The sequence below is a fragment of the Luteimonas aquatica genome (assembly GCF_022662575.1).
GTDB classification, from domain to species: domain Bacteria; phylum Pseudomonadota; class Gammaproteobacteria; order Xanthomonadales; family Xanthomonadaceae; genus Luteimonas; species Luteimonas aquatica.
In genome coordinates this window covers 120,817-135,576 of sequence record NZ_JALBFU010000005.1, presented here as the reverse complement: position 1 = coordinate 135,576, position 14,760 = coordinate 120,817, and the positions used below count along the sequence as shown (strand labels likewise).

Below are 14,760 nucleotides of genomic sequence, written 5' to 3'. Positions count from 1 at the left end.
GGGGGTGACTTCATGCACCTTGATAGCGCCGGCCCGATTCCCCACCTTGGCTGGGCGGGCAATGCCGTCCGCCTGACTGGAGAGCCGTCGATGGGACTGATCAGCCTGCTCTGGGGCATCGCCGCCATGCTGTGGATGATCGTCGCCCTGATTCCGCTGGTCGGATGGGCGAACTGGTTCCTGATCCCCTTCGCCGCCGTCGGCGCCATCATCGCCGCGATCGGCGTGCTGTTCACCTCCAGCGGCAAGCGCGGACGCGCCAAGACCGGCCTGGTGCTCAACGGCCTGGTCATCCTGATCGCGCTGGTCCGCCTCACCCTCGGCGGCGGCATCCTCTAGCGGCACCTCGCCGAGACGGGAAACCACGGCCGCCGCAAGGCGGCCGTGGCGCATCTGCCCCCGCCTGCGAAGCCGCCGACAGCCGGCGCCCGGGTTTGTGCGCTCGCACATCGGTCGTGTGTGGAATGTCCTTGTTTCCGGCCGAAGCGCGGTAGCAGACTAGACCGCACAGGGAGACTCCCCCGCCGCGTCCATTCCGCGCTTCCTGCCTGTGTGTTCCTGAGCCCGGACCGCCGCGCGCGGTGCCGGAAGAGACCGTCTACCGCATTCGTTTCGAGGAGTGAGTGCAATGAAGATGGCAAGACCCGCAATCGTATTCCTGACGCTGGCCTGCGGCGCCGGCTTTTCCGCGCACGCGTCCCCGCCGCAGGCGGCGCCGGACCCGGCGACCGCCGTGCCCGCATCGGCCTCTTCCGCCGCCGACCAGGTGGTGGTCGGCATCGATCCGAAGACGCGCAAGCTGCGTCCGCTCACCGCCGCCGAAATGCGCGACCTGTCCGAACGCGCCGCGGCGATGCCGCGCGCGAGCGTGCAATGGGAGCGCGCGCCGCGCACGGCGGGCGAAGCGCAGACGACACTGCGCAAGCATGCCGGCGGCGGCGTTTCGATGCGCGTGCCGACCTCGGCGATGAGCCAGCTCACCGCGCAGCGCGGTGCGGACGGCGCGCTGCGCTATTCAGAGAACGAGCAGCATTCCGCACACCTGCCTCCGACGCAGGCCCGCCAGGAGATCAGCGAATGAAACGCCATCTCCTCGCCACCTTCGTGGCCGCCGCCCTGTGCGGCAGCGCGGCCCAGGCCGCCGTCATCACGCCGGTGAATCTCGATCCGGCCAACCAGGGCCTCAACGATCCGACGCCGCGCGCGCCGGAAGGCAGCAATCCCGGCACCACCGTCGGCGAACAGCGCAGGATCGCCTACCAGTTCGCCGCCGACCTGTGGGGATCGACGCTGCGCAGCGATGTCGAGATCCGCGTCGGCGCCAGCTTCCAGCCGCTCGCCTGCACCGCCACCGGCGGCACGCTCGGCTCGGCCGGCCCGTGGTGGATCTGGCAATCGCCCGACTTCCCCGTCGCCGGCGCCTGGTACCACATCGCGCTGGCCGACGCGATCGCCGGCAGCAACCTCATGCTGGGCGACCCCGCCTACACCGCGCCGGACGACATCGAGATCAACAGCCGCTTCAACGCCAACCTCGGCAGCCCCGGCTGCCTGGAGAACAGCGGCTGGTACTATGGCCTGGACGGCAACACGCCGGCCGGCCGGATCAGCTTCCTCGACGTGGTGATGCACGAGATCGGACACGGCCTGGGCTTCTCCGGCTTCGTCGGCTACACCAGCGGCGTGCTCGGCGAGCGCGTCGGCACGCCCGGCGTCAACGACGTCTACACCCACAACGCCTTCGACAACTTCAAGGCGCTGCGCTTCGACGACGCGGCGATGAGCAACGCCGACCGCGCGGCCGCCTTGCGCACGCCCGGCCGCACGGTGTGGGACGGCGCCAAGGTCACCGGCAACGTGCCCCTGGTGCTGGACCAGCTCGTCCTGCTGCGCGCCAGCGGCGCGCTCACCGCCGACTACGGCTACGGCACCGCCTCGTTCGGACCGGCCGCGACGCCGGCCAACTTCAGCGGCGCGCTCGCGCTCGCCAACGACGGCGCCGGCCCCGACAGCGCCGACGCCTGCGATCCGCTGCCGACGGGCAGCCTGAGCGGCAAGATCGCCTTCATCAACCGCGGCGGCCCGCCGGCGCCGGCACCGGCCTGCGGCTTCGAGAAGAAGGCGGTCAACGCCGAGAGCGCCGGCGCCATCGCGGTGATCATCGGCAACGTCGCCACCTCCAGCACGCCGGGCACGCCGCCGGGCATGGCCGACGATCCCACACTCACCGCCAACGTGCCGACGCTCAGCCTGAACCTCGCCGACGCCAACGCGGTGCGCGCGGCGCTGGCCGGCGGCGCCGTCAACGTCGCCCTCGGACCGGTGCCCGGACGCCTGGCCGGCGCCGACGTCGCCGGCCGCGCGCAGCTGTACACGCCGACCACCGTCGCCGGCGGCTCGACCTTCTCGCACTTCGATACGGCGCTCACGCCCAACGCCTTGATGGAACCAGCGATCAACGACTCGCTGGCCAGCAACGTAATGGTCGACCTGACGCTGGACCTGTTCGCCGACGAGGGCTGGAGCGTGAACACCGGCAACGCCAGGATCGGCCGCTGCGAGACGGCGCTGCCGCTGTCGCAGGACGGCGGGCTGATCTCCGGGGCCAACATCCGCGCCCACGACCGGCTGTGCCGCGCCACCAGCGCCAACCACGGCCAGTACGTGAACTGCATGAAGACGCAGGCGGACGCGCTGCAATCGCTCGGGCTGATCAACGCCTACCAGCGCGCCAGCGTGGTCAAGTGCGCGGCGCAGAACAGCAAGCCGGGCAACTGAGCCTCCGGCACCACCGTCGTCCCTCCGCCGGCGCCCTCGGGCGCCGGTTTTTTTCACCGCCTGGGACGAAATGTCCCGCCGGGGCCCGCGCGGCAGCGCGTATCATGTCGCCATGAGCTACCCCTACCTGCGCCCGCGCCGCATGCGCCGCGACGAATTCTCGCGCCGGCTGATGCGCGAGTCCGTGCTGACCGCGGACGACCTGATCTATCCCGTGTTCGTGCACGAGGCCGGAGGCCGCGCCGCCGTGGCGTCCATGCCCGGCGTCGAGCGCCTGTCGATCGACGAACTGCTGCGCGCGGCCGAGACCGCCAGCGAGCTGCGCATCCCCGCCATCGCCCTGTTCCCGGTGACCGCGCCGGAGGCCAAGTCGCTCGACGCGGCCGCCGCCTGGGACGAGGACGGCCTGTGCCAGCGCGCGGTGCGCGCGCTGAAGGCGCGCTTCCCCGAGTTGGGCGTGATCACCGACGTCGCGCTCGATCCCTACACCTCGCACGGGCAGGACGGCATCACCGACGATGCCGGCTACGTGGTCAACGACGTCACCGTCGAGGCCCTGGTGCAGCAGGCGCTCTCGCACGCGCGCGCCGGCGCCGACGTGGTCGCGCCCAGCGACATGATGGACGGGCGCATCGGCGCGATCCGCGCCGCGCTGGAGCAGGAAGGTTTTGTGCACACCCGCATCCTCGCCTACGCCGCCAAGTACGCCAGCGCCTTCTACGGCCCGTTCCGCGACGCCGTCGGCTCGGCCGCGGCGCTGGGCAAGGCCGACAAGGCCACCTACCAGATGGACCCGGCCAATGCCGACGAGGCGCTGCGCGAGGTCGCGCTCGACCTGGAGGAAGGCGCGGACATGGTGATGGTCAAGCCGGGCATGCCCTACCTCGACATCGTGCGCCGCGTGAAGGACGAATTCGGCGTGCCCACCTTCGCCTACCAGGTCAGCGGCGAGTACGCGATGCTCAAGGCCGCCTTCGCCAACGGCTGGCTCGACGAGCGCAAGTGCGTGCTCGAGGCCCTGACCGGCTTCAAGCGCGCAGGCGCCGACGGCGTGCTGACCTATTTCGCGCTCGACGCGGCGCGTTATCTGCGCGAAGCGCGGTGAGGATCCGCGCGGCCGTCGTCGCCGACGCCGCGGAGATCGCGCGACTGTCGGCGCAGCTCGGCTATCCGGCCGAGACCGCGGCATTCGCGCGGCGCCTTGCGTTCCTGACCGGTTCGCCGCGCCATGCCGTGCTGGTCGCAGACGGCGGCGACGGGCGGCTGCAGGGCTTCGCCGGCGTCGAGCACCGCGTGATGATCGAGATGGGCGAGCGCGTGGAGATCGTCGGCCTGGTCGTCGACGCGCAGGCGCGACGCGGCGGCGTGGGGCGCGCCCTGATGGCGGCGGCCGAGCAGTGGGCGCGCGAAGCGGGCGTGCACGAGATTTTTCTCGGCTCGAACGTCGTGCGCCCCGAGGCGCACGCCTTCTATCCGAGCCTGGGCTACGCCCGGGTCAAGACGCAGCACTCCTATCTGAAGCGCTTGTGATCCCGCCTCTCCCGCGCGGCGCGAGAGGGCCTTGCGAACGGGAGGCCGCGGCGCTCAGCGCACGCAGCCGTCCTTGCCCGTGACCGCCGGCGTGCGCACGCGATAGATGTCCTGCTTGCCCGCCTTCGGCGCCTTGGCCATGCCGTTGACGAGCATCTCGCCGGGCTTGGACGGGTCCACCGCCGGCCCGTAGGTATTGTCCTCCGGCCCGTTGAACGACAGCGCCCACGGCTGCGGATCGACGTAGGCCTTGCCGTCGCACTGCGCCAGCATCAGGCGCACCGGATCCTTCATGATGTCCTTGGCGTAGGCGAACACGATCGCCTTGCCGTCCTCGATCCAGGCCGCGTCGAACTCGTCGCCGGCGGTGTTGACGCCGGGCACCGGCTGGGGATCGACGAAGGCCTTGCCGTCCCAGCGCGCCATCAGCAGGTCGTGGCCGCCGGCGCCGCCGAAGCTGTCGCTGGCGAAGAGCAAATGCATGCCGTCGCGGGTCAGCGCCGGCGCCCATTCGTTGCCCTTGCCGTTGACGCCGGGGCCGAGGTTTTCCGGCGCGCCGAAATTGCCATCGGCCAGCACCGCCGCGCGATACAGATCGTCGCCGCCGTGGCCGCCGGCGCGATCGGAGAAGAAGTACAGCCACTTGCCGTCGGCGCTGAAGAAGGGATCGAATTCCTTGGCCGGCGTATTGATCGACAGCGGCCGCGCGTCGGCCCAGCGCCCGTCGCGCTTGTCCGCCTGCCACAGGTCGTAGCTGCCTGCACCGCCGGCGCGTTCACGGCTGCCCCAGACGATGTGCTGCCCGTCGGGACGCACCGCCGCGCGCACCTCGGCCGACGGCGTGGACACCACGCCCATGCCTTCGATGCCGAACTCCTGCAGCGCGGCGGCGGCCGTGCCGCAGGCCAGCGCCGTCAATGCCCATCCCCATCGCCGTACGCGCATCGCCGTTCTCCCCAATGGTCGGCGCGCAGCCTAGTGCACGGCCGACGCGGCGAACAAGTGCGCTTGGTCAGGCCGCCGCCGAGACGGAAACGTGACCGACGGCATAGAGCTGGCGCAGCGGCCGCGCCAGATCGGGGCGCGGCCGATCCCACAGGCGCAGCGCCACCAGGCTCCAGGTCTGCGGATCGAACGCGCTCACTGCCGCCAGCGCGCCGTTGGCCAGGTCTTCGTGCGCCTGCGCGAGCGCCTGCGTGCGGATCTCGCCCAGATCGGCATCGACGGGCAGCGCCCGCAGATCGCGGCTGGCGCAGACCGCCTCGCGCAGCCGCGCCGTGCCGTTCGCCTCCCACGCCGACCACGTGCGCACGTGCGGGCGGCCGAAGGCGTCCGTCAACGCCGCGAATCCGGGACCGGCCAGGAACGCATGCATGCCGGCGGCCTCGCGCCAGGCGTAGAACGGCGCGTAGAGGTTGCCGCGCGTCGGCAGCGCGGCATCGTCGCGGTCGGCGTAGAGGTAGGCCTTGAAGCTGAGCCCCGGGAACCCGTCCAGTTGCGGCCCTTTCTGCGCGATGCGGCGCCGGACGATGTCCATGTCGTAGTCGGCCGGCAGCGCGATGCTGTACTGCATCGCGATCATCGCGGCGGCCCGGACAGGCCGGCATCGGCGGCGGTGATGCCGGCGCGGCCGCCGCCGAAGGACCAGTCGTCGCCGCCGGTGGTCTGGATCACCACCATCACGTCCTCCGGCGCGATGCTCGGCGCCTGCCCCAGTAGCTCCACCAGACGTTTGTAGAAGGCGCGCTTGACGGCGCTCTCGCGCGGCCGGCCGGCGACGATGGCGATGTGCACGAAATCGTCCGAGCGCGGGCCGCCGAGATAGTCGCGGTCGAAGATCAGCTCGCCCGGATCGAGTTGGTGCAGGATCTGGAAACGATCGTGCGCCGGCACGTCGAAGGCCTCGTGCATGGCGCGATAGACGTTGTCGGCCAGTTGCCGCAGATACTCGGGCGACTTGCCGCGATGCAGGCTGATGCGGGCGTAGGGCATGGCTCAGGCTCCGGAAGGTTCGAGCTGGCGCAGCACGGCCAGCGCCGAGAAGGCCACCGGCCAGCCGCCGTAGAAGGCCAGGTGCGTGATCAGCTCGGCCAGCTGCTCGCGCGTCACGCCGTTGTCGACCGCGCGGCGCAGATGGAACGGCAGCTGCTCGAGGCGGTTGAGCGCGATCAGCGCCGACACGGTGGCCAGGCTGCGCTCGCGCGGCGACAGCCCGGGGCGCGTCCAGATGTCGTCGAACAGCAGACCGTCGGTGAGTTCGGCCAGCTTCGGGGCGAGGTCGCCGATGTGGTCGCGGGCGTAGTGGGGATCGTGGGGCATGGCGGGCTCCTGGACTTGACGCGGCCAGCCTAGGCGCGCAATTTAATAAAGAAAATCGGGAAATTTCGAATCAATCGTTCGAAAATTCAGGACTATCTCGCATGCGCGCCCCCCACTTCGACCTCGACGCCCTGCGCAGCTTCACCATCGGCATCGAGCTGGGCAGCTTCGCCAAGGCGGCCGAGCGCCTGAACCGCTCCACTTCGGCGGTCAGCGCTCAGCTGAAGAAGCTGGAGGAACAGGCCGGCGCGCCGATCCTGCGCCGCGCCGGCCGCGGGCTGGCGCTCACCGATGCCGGCGACACCCTGCTCGCCTACGCCCGGCGCCTGCTCGAGCTCAACGACGAGGCCGCCGTGGCGCTGCGCGGCGCCCGCCTGGAAGGCTGGGTGCGGCTGGGCCTGCAGGAGGATTTCGGCGAACGCCTGCTCGCCGACGTGCTCGGCCGCTTCGCGCGCGCCCATCCGCGCGTACGGATCGAGGCGCGCATCGCCCGCAACGCCGAGCTGCTCGATCGCCTGCGCGGCGGCCAGCTCGACCTGGCGCTGGCCTGGGACACCGGCGAGCGGCCGGCGCACGGCGAGCGCCTGGGCGAGGTGCCGATGCGCTGGATCGGAGCCGACACCGGCGACGCGGGCGTGGATGCCTTCGACCGCACGCAGCCGCTGCCGCTGGTGATGCTGGAATCGCCCTGCCTGATGCGCAGCGCCGCGACCGCCGCGCTCGACCGCGCCGGACTGCCCTGGCGCCTGGCCTTCACCAGCGCCAGCCTCGCCGGCGTCTGGGCCGCGGTGAGCGCCGGCCTGGGCCTGAGCCTGCGCACGCCCATCGGCCTGCCCGCGAGCGTGCGCATGCTCGACGGCGCCGGACTGCCGGCACTGCCGGCGCTGGGCCTGGGCCTGTATCGCGGCGAGGCGGCGCCGCCGCCGGCGGTGGCGCGCCTGGCCGAACTGCTGCGTGCCGGCGTACGCGACGCGCTGTCGGCGCGCGATGCGGCGGGCCCTTCCGCGCGGCGCCGTGATGCGGTCGTGGCGCGGGAGTAGACTGCCGTTGTCTCGCGCCGGCCCTCACGCGCCGGCGCCTCCTTGTATCCGCCACGAGGCCGCAATGTCCCCATCCCGCCATGCCGTGTTCGGTCATCCGGTCGCGCACTCGCTCTCGCCGCGCATCCACGCCGCCTTCGCCGCGCAGACCGGCATCGCGCTGCAGTACGAGGCGATCGAAGTCGCGCCGGAAGCCTTCACCGCCTCGCTGGCCTCCTTCGCCGCCGCCGGCGGCAGCGGCGCCAACGTAACCCTGCCGCTGAAGGAGGCCGCGTTCGCCCTGTGCGCCGACACCAGCGCGCGCGCCCGGCGCGCGGGCGCGGTGAACACGCTGATCCGCGAGAACGGCGGCTGGCGCGGCGACAACACCGACGGCGCCGGCCTGCTGCGCGACCTGGGCGACCGCCAGGGATTGGACCTGCGCGAGCGCCGCACGCTGCTGCTCGGCGCCGGCGGCGCGGCGCGCGGCGTGGCGCCGGCGCTGCTGGATGCCGGCATCGGCGAGCTGTTCGTGATCAACCGCGACAGCGCGCGCGCCGATGCGCTGGTCGATGCGCAGGAACAGCCCGGCCGCGTGCATTCGCGCTACTACACCGACCTGACCGCACTCGGCGAATTCGACCTGATCGTCAATGCGACGTCCGCCGCGCGCAACGGCGGCCTGCAGAAGCTGCCGATGTCGCTGGTCGGCGCGCGCACGGCGTGCGTGGACCTGAGCTACGGCGAGGCCTCGATCCCGTTCCTGGCCTGGGCGCGCGCCGCCAGCGCGCACGATGCCGTCGACGGCCTGGGCATGCTGGTGGAGCAGGCCGCCGAGAGCTTCGCGCTCTGGCACGGCGTGCGGCCGGAAACCGACGGCGTCTATGCGGAGCTGCGCGGGCGCAACGCGGCGCTGGTCACGGCCGACTGATCGCGGCGGCGTCAGCCGTGGCTGGACGGTACGACGCCTTCTCGGGTGAAGTGCCAGGACGCCGGCGCGGAAACGCCAGGCACGGCACGATTAACGCGGATCCCCTAGGGGCGGTGACAATCCGCCGGCCGCCCGGCATCAGTCGAAACCCTTGCGAAGGGCGAGCCCGATGATGCGGGGATCCTGAAGGAAGACGTTGGCGGTCAAGCCGTTATCGTCGCCGTTGAGGTAGGTCCCGGTGATCGCTTCGCCATCGAGCGCATTCTTCACGTACAACTGCACGGTCAGGTCGCTTCGCGGTTGATACCAGGTCAACGACACGTTGACGTTGCCCCAATCGTGCAGGCGGTCGATCCTGTCCTGGTAGATGCGTGCCCAGCTTTTGCTCTGGTAATACAGATCCGCGCGCAGGGTCAGATCGCCCCCCTTTAGCGCGAAGGTGTACTGCGGACTGAGATTGACGGTGAGCCTGGGCGCATTGGGCAGTTCGTTGCCGCCCACGTTCTTGGCGAAACCGGCGCCCTGATTGGGCGCGTCCACGAGTGGATTGTAGTAAAGCCCACCCAGGAAGGGCGCGTCGTCGCCGGGTCCGCCATTATTCCCCCCGTCCCTGGTGAATCCCCCCAGCGAAAATAGCGTGTTGACGGTGCAGAAGCTGTTCAGCAGCAGTGCGAGCGTGTCATCGGGATATACGGCATAGAAATTCCTCAGCGCCGTCTCCACCAGCGCCCTGGGTGCGATGCAGTTGGATGCAAGCTGCAGCCAAGGACGCACGACCATCCACCCGGAGTTCCCCGCCGTGCGATCCATCACGTCTATCGAATACTGGTTCGCATCGATGCGCGTGCGAAGCAGGCCGAGATTGCCGCCGACCTGGAAGCGCGATGTCGGCTTCCACAAGGCCTCGATCTCGACGCCCCAGGTCTTGGCGTCGAAATTTTCGTTGAATGTGGCGCGATCGTAGAGCTGCGACACCTGGTAATCGCTGTAGTCGTTGTAGAACATCGTGGCGTTCAGGACCAGCTTGCCGTCCGCCATCACGTTCTTCATTCCCGCCTCGAAGGTCACGACGGACTCCGCCTTGAAACGGGGATCGCGCTGCGTGAAGCTCAAATAGGCCGGATTGGCTCCGATCCCGGGCGCATTGGCGCCGCCGGCCTTGTAGCCCCGCGCCAGCGACCCGTAGAACAGGGTGCTGTCGGAAAACGCCAGATCCGGCGACCAGTCGAGTACCAGGCGCCCCGTAGGTTCCTGCCAGGCCTGACGGATCCTGGGACTCTCCGGATAGCCGTACCCGGCATAGCCTCCCCCGAAGAGGCCCTTGGCCAGCAAAAGCTGGCTCGGCACGGGGGTCGCGACCTTCACGTCGCGGGTCAAGCGCAAGCCCGCGGTCATTCGCGCGGAGTCGGACAACCGCCAGTAGCCTTCGCCGAATATCGCGGTCGAATGCATGGCGGCGAGATTGCGGTTGCGAAAGTAATTGTGCCCCTGCCCGCTGATGCTTCGCAGCGGATTCGGATCGATATAGACGCATGGAGCGTAGTCGCCATTTGCGTTCGGCTTCTCCAGGACCGCCGTTACCGGCAGGCAATCGACTGGGGTGCTTGTCGCGGCATGGCGATTGAACATGCCTTGCGCCATCGCGGTGAAGATGTTGTTGAATATGTAATAGTTCTCGTCGATTCCGTAGTCCAGAAAGTTGGCGCCGACCTTGAAGTCGAACGGGCCGCCAAAGGAGGACTGCAGACGAAATTCCTGCGACCACTGCCTGGCGCCAGAATCGACGAGATCGGCCTGCAGCAGGCGGTTCGAGCAGCCCAGCTGCGGATCGCAATACACGCCTCCGGGAGCGAAGGGATAGACAAGGCCGGGCGCATGGCCCGGAATCATATCGACCAGCAGATTGGTGTCGGTGAAAATCGGGTTTGACTGGAAACGACCATAGTCCTGCGTCGAGTAATAGCTGTCCCGCGTATAGGTGGTCTGCGAAGAAAGCCTCAGGCCTTCGCCGACATCCGCCTCCAGGTTGAGCTGCCCGACATCGTTGACAGCCTGGAATTTCGGATCGTAGCTGGTCGCGATCCTGCGCAAGTCGCGCGATTGCCTGACGCCCGCGTAGGGATCGGTTCCGGGCGAAATCAAGAAAGCCAGCCGACCGGTGTCCGGATAGTCTCCGACGTATCCCCCGATCGATTGCGCAGCGAGCACGAACGGAAAGCCCGCGGCGTTCGGGGCGTCGAATGCGTCGCGATCGTATAGCGACCCGTCCTTGCACCCCTGGTTCAGATAGCCATGATCGATGGGGCGCACGGGCTGATTGCCCACCATCGACAGCTTCGGGTCCCTGTGGCAGAGCTGCTTGCCCGTACGCGATCGATTGTCATCCTCCTGGAAGTGGTCCCAGGTCAGATCGGCGGCGATTTTTTCGCTCGGCTTCCAGGCCAGCGAAGCGCGCACCCCCAGAAGATCGCGGTCGTTGACGTGCTTCCCGGTTACTTCGTTGTAGTCGTACCCGCCCCGCTGCGTATGCTGCATGGCCACGCGCAGGGCCAGCCGATCGCCCAGCGGCGCATTGACCATGCCGTTGATCCGCGCCGTATCGTAGTTGCCCACCTCGCCCATGACACTGGCTTCGAATCCGTCCGGGCTGGCGATGTTCGGGACCATGTTGATCGCGCCGGCGGTGGCGTTGCGGCCTTGCAGGGTGCCTTGCGGACCGCGCAGCACCTCCACCCGGTCCAGATCGAAGTACTCCAGCTCGTACAGACGGCTGCTGATTATCGGCGCGCCGTTGAAGCCAATCCCCACCGCCGGGTCGGCATTCACCGACAGCGTCTGCGTGCCGATGCCGCGGATCTGGAAGTTGTGCGTGGCGAAGTTGGTCTTGGTGAAGCTGGTGTTCGGCACCGCCCGCACCAGCTCCGGCCCGCCTTCGATCTTGTATGCCTCCAGCGCCTGGGCATCGAGCACCGACATCGCCATCGGGACGTCCTGGATGCGTTCGACGCGCTTGCCGGCGGTGACGAGCATGGTGTCGAGGGTGACCGGCCCGGCGTGCGATCCAGGCGCGGCGACCCCCGATTCGCTGCGCGGTTTGGCGGCTGTGACGGCGGGCAAACGGGTCGCCGCCATGGGAACCAGCGCGATGGCGCCAGAGGCATCCTGCTCCGCCGTCAGACGGGTACCGCGCAGGAGCACCGCCAATGCCTGTTCGGGCGAATAGGTGCCGGCGATGCCTTGCGTGCGCAGCCCCCGGACATCGGCCATCCGGTAGATCACCTGTTTTCCGGACTGCCGAAGATAGGCTTCAAGCCCCGTTGCGAGCTCACCGGGAGGCACCCGGAACACCATCCTTGGCGGCTCCGCGGCATATGCCCGCAATGTCGACCCGAAAAGGCAGATCGCCAGCCCGGCAGCGAAGAATCTGAAGTACCCCACGCTTATACGACGATCATGCGCCCCACCGGCCTGGTGCGCACTTTACCCATTCCTTGGGCGAAAGGAATAACGACCCGCGCCTGGCCCCTCCCGGACGGCAACGTTTCCTATGCCATCCTCCCGGGCTTCCCCAACCTTCGTCGCTTGCGCCGCTCCAGGATCGAGCCCGCCCATATCATGCCTCCGCAGGCGACCAGCCCCATGCCGATCCCGAACAGGCCTGGCAGGCGCCAGTTCGATTCGGCGATAACTCCACGCACTCCGCCCCTTTCCACGACCAGACCCGCGGCCAGGCACGCGATCATGTCGAACGCGCCAAGCAGTACGAGCAGGGATCCGCTTTTTTCCCCATGCATCCGTCTTTTCCCGAACAGGATCAGTGCGAGGATGAAGGCGCCCAAGGCCATGCCTGCGATCTCGTAAACCTTCTCGTCGAATCCCATAAGTCTCAGGCGTTGAATGCATGTCCCGTCCACCTGAATGCGGTGAACGGGTCGGGCCGCGCGGGTCATCGCAACCAGGCGGTGATCGCGCCCCCTCTTCCGAACGTTTCAGCCACGCTTTTGCTGCGTGGCGACGATCAAGGTCACCACGATGGCGGGCCACGCGGTGCGACTTGGCTTTCCCCGGCCGCGGGGACCAGCGCGACGGCGCCGGACGCATCGCGGGTGGCGCGCAGCGGCGTGTCCTGCAGCAACAGCCCCAGGGCGTGGCGTGGCGCGTGGTTGCCGGTGACGCCATGCGTCTTCAAGCCCTTGAGGTCGCCGGGGCGATAGATCAGCTGCTCCCCCGACTGACGGATGTACAGGTCCAGGGCCGGTTGCAAGTCCCCCGCCGGGACGACGAAGGCGCGCACCGGCGCCGGCTCCGTCCGCTGCGCGTGCAGTTGCGGTGCCAGGATCGACAGGCAGCCCGACAGGCAGGCTGCCTGCCATCGCCTGGCTCGTCCCATCCGCCTCGCGTTACGCATTTCCCCGCCCTTCGCCGTCGCTTCGGCGCATTACCGGCCATGATCGAAGCCGTGCGCGAGCCGGCCTGCCTCGCCGGCGATCGGCAATATTCCGGCCATCCAGATCAGGTAGACACGCGAACGGGCCAAATCCGGAACATCGCCCGCCCGATCGCCGCGGCGGACGATTGTTGGCGGACGGCAGGGTGTCGCTTGGTGCGCCTCAGCCGGAAATCTCGATCCGCTCCCCGTGGTCGCGCACCCGCAGGCCATAGGCGCTCGCCAGCAGGCGCGCGAAGGCATCGACGTTGGCCGCGTTGAAGCTCCCACTGATGCGGGTCCCTCCCGCCTGCGCGCCGGAAATCTGCAGCTTCCTGCGGTTGTAGCGGTTGAACTCGCCGGCGGCTTCTTCCAGGGTCACGTCGTCGAAGACCAGCAGGCCGCGGCGCCACGCCAGCTCGTTGTCGACCCGCGCCGCGGACGCGGCGACCGAGACGGCGGCGTCCGCGCGGGTGAGGACGATCTCGCCGCGCGTGGCCACGACCGTCCGCGCCGCGGGTGCGGACGCCGGCGGCTCGACGCGCACGCGCCCGTCCACCACCGCGACCTCCAGCCGGTCGCCGTCGCTGCGCACGGAGAAGCGCGTTCCCAGCACCACGACGCGGCGCTCTCCCGCATGCACCACGAAGGGCCGCGCGGCATCATGGGCGACTTCGAAATAGGCCTCTCCCCGCTCCAGCCAGACATCGCGCGCGTCCGAGCCGACCTTGGCGCGCAATTGCGTATCGGTATTGAGCTCCAGACGGGAGCCGTCATCCAGGGAAACGGACGTCCGTCCGCCGATCCCGGTGCTGTAGCGCTGCGCGCCGTCCACGACATGCAGGATTGCCGCGACACCCATCGTCACCGCGCCAAGCGTGGCGGCCAGGGCCAGCCAGCGCAAGGGCCGAGGCCTGGAGACCGGCGCCGCCGCCGGCGCGCGCAATGCCGCCAGGCGATCGATGCGCCGCCAGCCGTATTCCATGCGCAGCCAGGCGACGCGGTGCGCGGTGGAGGCCTCCAGCCACGTGTCGAGGGCCGCCTGATCCTGCGCGCTCCACTCGGGCTCGTCGCGCCGCGCGCGCCAGGCGGCGGCCGTCTGTTCGATGTTCCGTGCCTCGCTCATAGCATTGCCTCGTCGGACGGGGACGCGGCATCGGCATCGCGACGAATCCGGCCGGCGCCCCCCAGCATGAAGTCGGTCAGCGCGCGCAGCCCATACGCCATCTGCTTTTCCACGGTGCTGACCTTCACTCCCAATCGCTCCGCCACCTCGCGCTGCGACAATCCCTCGATCCGGCGCAGCATCACCACCTTGCGGCACCTCGGCGGCAGGCGCTCCAGGCCCGCCTTCAATCGGCGCAGCTCCTCGCGCGCGGTGGCTTCGCGCTCCGGCGTGAGAACGTCCACGGCGGCGCTCAGAGCGTCCAGGTCGGCGATCGACTCCATCGACACCACGCGCGCGCGCCGCACCTGGTTGATCAGCAGATTGCGCAGCGCCCGGAAGGCGAACGCCCGCGTGTGCCTGGGCAGGCCCTTGCGCGCGGACTCGTAGAGCTGCACGTACAGCTCCTGGCGCAGGTCGACCTGCTCGCTCTCGCTGTAGCCGCTGCGCCGCAGCAGGCCCATCAGCGCCGGCTCCAGGGGCAGCACTTCGCGCATGAACCACTCGTCGACCTCGTGCAAGCCCGCCCTCCTCAATGCACCCTGGTTTACTAGACGGTCGAAGCGGCCGAATCCGGAACATCGGCCGCGCA

General features: G+C 69.3%; 16 protein-coding genes. 7 read left to right on the top strand and 9 right to left on the bottom strand.

The features are described 5' to 3' along the window. Nucleotides 1-90: 90 nt before the first annotated feature. The 5 genes from MD221_RS12235 (at nucleotide 91) to MD221_RS12215 (ending at nucleotide 4,308) form a co-directional block, all read left to right on the top strand. Complete coding sequence (locus MD221_RS12235) at nucleotides 91-339, top strand: hypothetical protein (protein WP_242112057.1); 249 nt, start codon at nucleotides 91-93, stop codon at nucleotides 337-339. A gap of 289 nt (nucleotides 340-628) precedes the next feature. Further along, complete coding sequence (locus tag MD221_RS12230; protein WP_242112056.1) at nucleotides 629-1,081, top strand: post-PEP-CTERM-1 domain-containing protein; 453 nt, start codon at nucleotides 629-631, stop codon at nucleotides 1,079-1,081. Continuing rightward, entirely contained in the window at nucleotides 1,078-2,778 is a 1,701-nt protein-coding gene (locus MD221_RS12225) for a PA domain-containing protein (protein ID WP_242112055.1), read from the top strand. The genes MD221_RS12230 and MD221_RS12225 overlap by 4 nt, the downstream gene beginning before the upstream one ends. Before the next feature lie 112 nt (nucleotides 2,779-2,890). Beyond that, entirely contained in the window at nucleotides 2,891-3,883 is a 993-nt protein-coding gene (gene hemB / locus MD221_RS12220; RefSeq protein WP_242112054.1) for a porphobilinogen synthase, read from the top strand. After that, nucleotides 3,880-4,308, top strand: a complete 429-nt coding sequence (locus MD221_RS12215) for a GNAT family N-acetyltransferase (RefSeq protein WP_242112053.1) — start codon at nucleotides 3,880-3,882, stop codon at nucleotides 4,306-4,308. Before hemB ends, MD221_RS12215 begins: the two co-directional genes overlap by 4 nt. 54 nt (nucleotides 4,309-4,362) lie before the next feature. On the opposite strand, the gene MD221_RS12210 is transcribed toward MD221_RS12215, so the two are convergent. The 4 genes from MD221_RS12210 to MD221_RS12195 all read right to left on the bottom strand — a co-directional run bounded on the left by MD221_RS12210 (nucleotide 4,363) and on the right by MD221_RS12195 (nucleotide 6,627). Continuing rightward, entirely contained in the window at nucleotides 4,363-5,253 is an 891-nt protein-coding gene (locus MD221_RS12210; protein ID WP_242112052.1) for a TolB family protein, read from the bottom strand. A gap of 67 nt (nucleotides 5,254-5,320) precedes the next feature. Continuing rightward, a complete protein-coding gene (locus tag MD221_RS12205; protein WP_242112051.1) occupies nucleotides 5,321-5,890 on the bottom strand; it encodes a DUF4865 family protein in 570 nt (189 codons plus the stop codon). Then, entirely contained in the window at nucleotides 5,887-6,300 is a 414-nt protein-coding gene (locus MD221_RS12200) for a tautomerase family protein (RefSeq protein WP_242112050.1), read from the bottom strand. Before MD221_RS12200 ends, MD221_RS12205 begins: the two co-directional genes overlap by 4 nt. Before the next feature lie 3 nt (nucleotides 6,301-6,303). After that, nucleotides 6,304-6,627: a carboxymuconolactone decarboxylase family protein gene (locus MD221_RS12195; RefSeq protein WP_242112049.1), complete on the bottom strand. Its 324-nt coding sequence runs from the start codon at nucleotides 6,625-6,627 to the stop codon at nucleotides 6,304-6,306. Nucleotides 6,628-6,728: 101 nt separating this feature from the next. Here MD221_RS12195 and MD221_RS12190 point away from each other — a divergent pair, with 101 nt between their 5' ends. Beyond that, complete coding sequence (locus MD221_RS12190) at nucleotides 6,729-7,667, top strand: LysR substrate-binding domain-containing protein (RefSeq protein WP_242112047.1); 939 nt, start codon at nucleotides 6,729-6,731, stop codon at nucleotides 7,665-7,667. A gap of 64 nt (nucleotides 7,668-7,731) precedes the next feature. Further along, a complete protein-coding gene (gene aroE / locus MD221_RS12185) occupies nucleotides 7,732-8,577 on the top strand; it encodes a shikimate dehydrogenase (protein WP_242112046.1) in 846 nt (281 codons plus the stop codon). 138 nt (nucleotides 8,578-8,715) lie between these two features. On the opposite strand, the gene MD221_RS12180 is transcribed toward aroE, so the two are convergent. From MD221_RS12180 to MD221_RS12160, 5 genes are all read right to left on the bottom strand, one after another. Further along, a complete protein-coding gene (locus MD221_RS12180) occupies nucleotides 8,716-11,928 on the bottom strand; it encodes a TonB-dependent receptor (RefSeq protein ID WP_242112045.1) in 3,213 nt (1,070 codons plus the stop codon). A gap of 194 nt (nucleotides 11,929-12,122) precedes the next feature. Further along, the gene (locus MD221_RS12175; protein ID WP_242112044.1) at nucleotides 12,123-12,458 is read right to left on the bottom strand and encodes a hypothetical protein; all 336 of its coding nucleotides are present in this window, start codon (nucleotides 12,456-12,458) and stop codon (nucleotides 12,123-12,125) included. Nucleotides 12,459-12,601: 143 nt separating this feature from the next. Beyond that, a complete protein-coding gene (locus MD221_RS12170) occupies nucleotides 12,602-12,967 on the bottom strand; it encodes an STN domain-containing protein (protein ID WP_242112042.1) in 366 nt (121 codons plus the stop codon). A 220-nt stretch (nucleotides 12,968-13,187) separates the two neighbouring features. After that, nucleotides 13,188-14,129 (bottom strand): FecR family protein, encoded by a 942-nt coding sequence (locus tag MD221_RS12165; RefSeq protein ID WP_242112041.1) that lies wholly within the window; start codon nucleotides 14,127-14,129, stop codon nucleotides 13,188-13,190. Beyond that, on the bottom strand, nucleotides 14,126-14,689 hold the full coding sequence (locus tag MD221_RS12160) for an RNA polymerase sigma factor (RefSeq protein WP_242112040.1): 564 nt from the start codon (nucleotides 14,687-14,689) through the stop codon (nucleotides 14,126-14,128). The genes MD221_RS12165 and MD221_RS12160 overlap by 4 nt, the downstream gene beginning before the upstream one ends. Nucleotides 14,690-14,760 lie beyond the last annotated feature (71 nt).

Coding starts and splice junctions, on each gene's coding strand:
- MD221_RS12200 (WP_242112050.1), bottom strand. CDS start 6,300: ATGCCCTACGCCCGCATCAGCCTGCATCGCGGCAAGTCGCCCGAGTAT.
- MD221_RS12230 (WP_242112056.1), top strand. CDS start 629: ATGAAGATGGCAAGACCCGCAATCGTATTCCTGACGCTGGCCTGCGGC.
- MD221_RS12165 (WP_242112041.1), bottom strand. CDS start 14,129: ATGAGCGAGGCACGGAACATCGAACAGACGGCCGCCGCCTGGCGCGCG.
- MD221_RS12175 (WP_242112044.1), bottom strand. CDS start 12,458: ATGGGATTCGACGAGAAGGTTTACGAGATCGCAGGCATGGCCTTGGGC.
- MD221_RS12225 (WP_242112055.1), top strand. CDS start 1,078: ATGAAACGCCATCTCCTCGCCACCTTCGTGGCCGCCGCCCTGTGCGGC.
- hemB (WP_242112054.1), top strand. CDS start 2,891: ATGAGCTACCCCTACCTGCGCCCGCGCCGCATGCGCCGCGACGAATTC.
- MD221_RS12210 (WP_242112052.1), bottom strand. CDS start 5,253: ATGCGCGTACGGCGATGGGGATGGGCATTGACGGCGCTGGCCTGCGGC.
- MD221_RS12235 (WP_242112057.1), top strand. CDS start 91: ATGGGACTGATCAGCCTGCTCTGGGGCATCGCCGCCATGCTGTGGATG.
- aroE (WP_242112046.1), top strand. CDS start 7,732: ATGTCCCCATCCCGCCATGCCGTGTTCGGTCATCCGGTCGCGCACTCG.
- MD221_RS12190 (WP_242112047.1), top strand. CDS start 6,729: ATGCGCGCCCCCCACTTCGACCTCGACGCCCTGCGCAGCTTCACCATC.
- MD221_RS12170 (WP_242112042.1), bottom strand. CDS start 12,967: ATGGGACGAGCCAGGCGATGGCAGGCAGCCTGCCTGTCGGGCTGCCTG.
- MD221_RS12180 (WP_242112045.1), bottom strand. CDS start 11,928: ATGGTGTTCCGGGTGCCTCCCGGTGAGCTCGCAACGGGGCTTGAAGCC.
- MD221_RS12195 (WP_242112049.1), bottom strand. CDS start 6,627: ATGCCCCACGATCCCCACTACGCCCGCGACCACATCGGCGACCTCGCC.
- MD221_RS12205 (WP_242112051.1), bottom strand. CDS start 5,890: ATGATCGCGATGCAGTACAGCATCGCGCTGCCGGCCGACTACGACATG.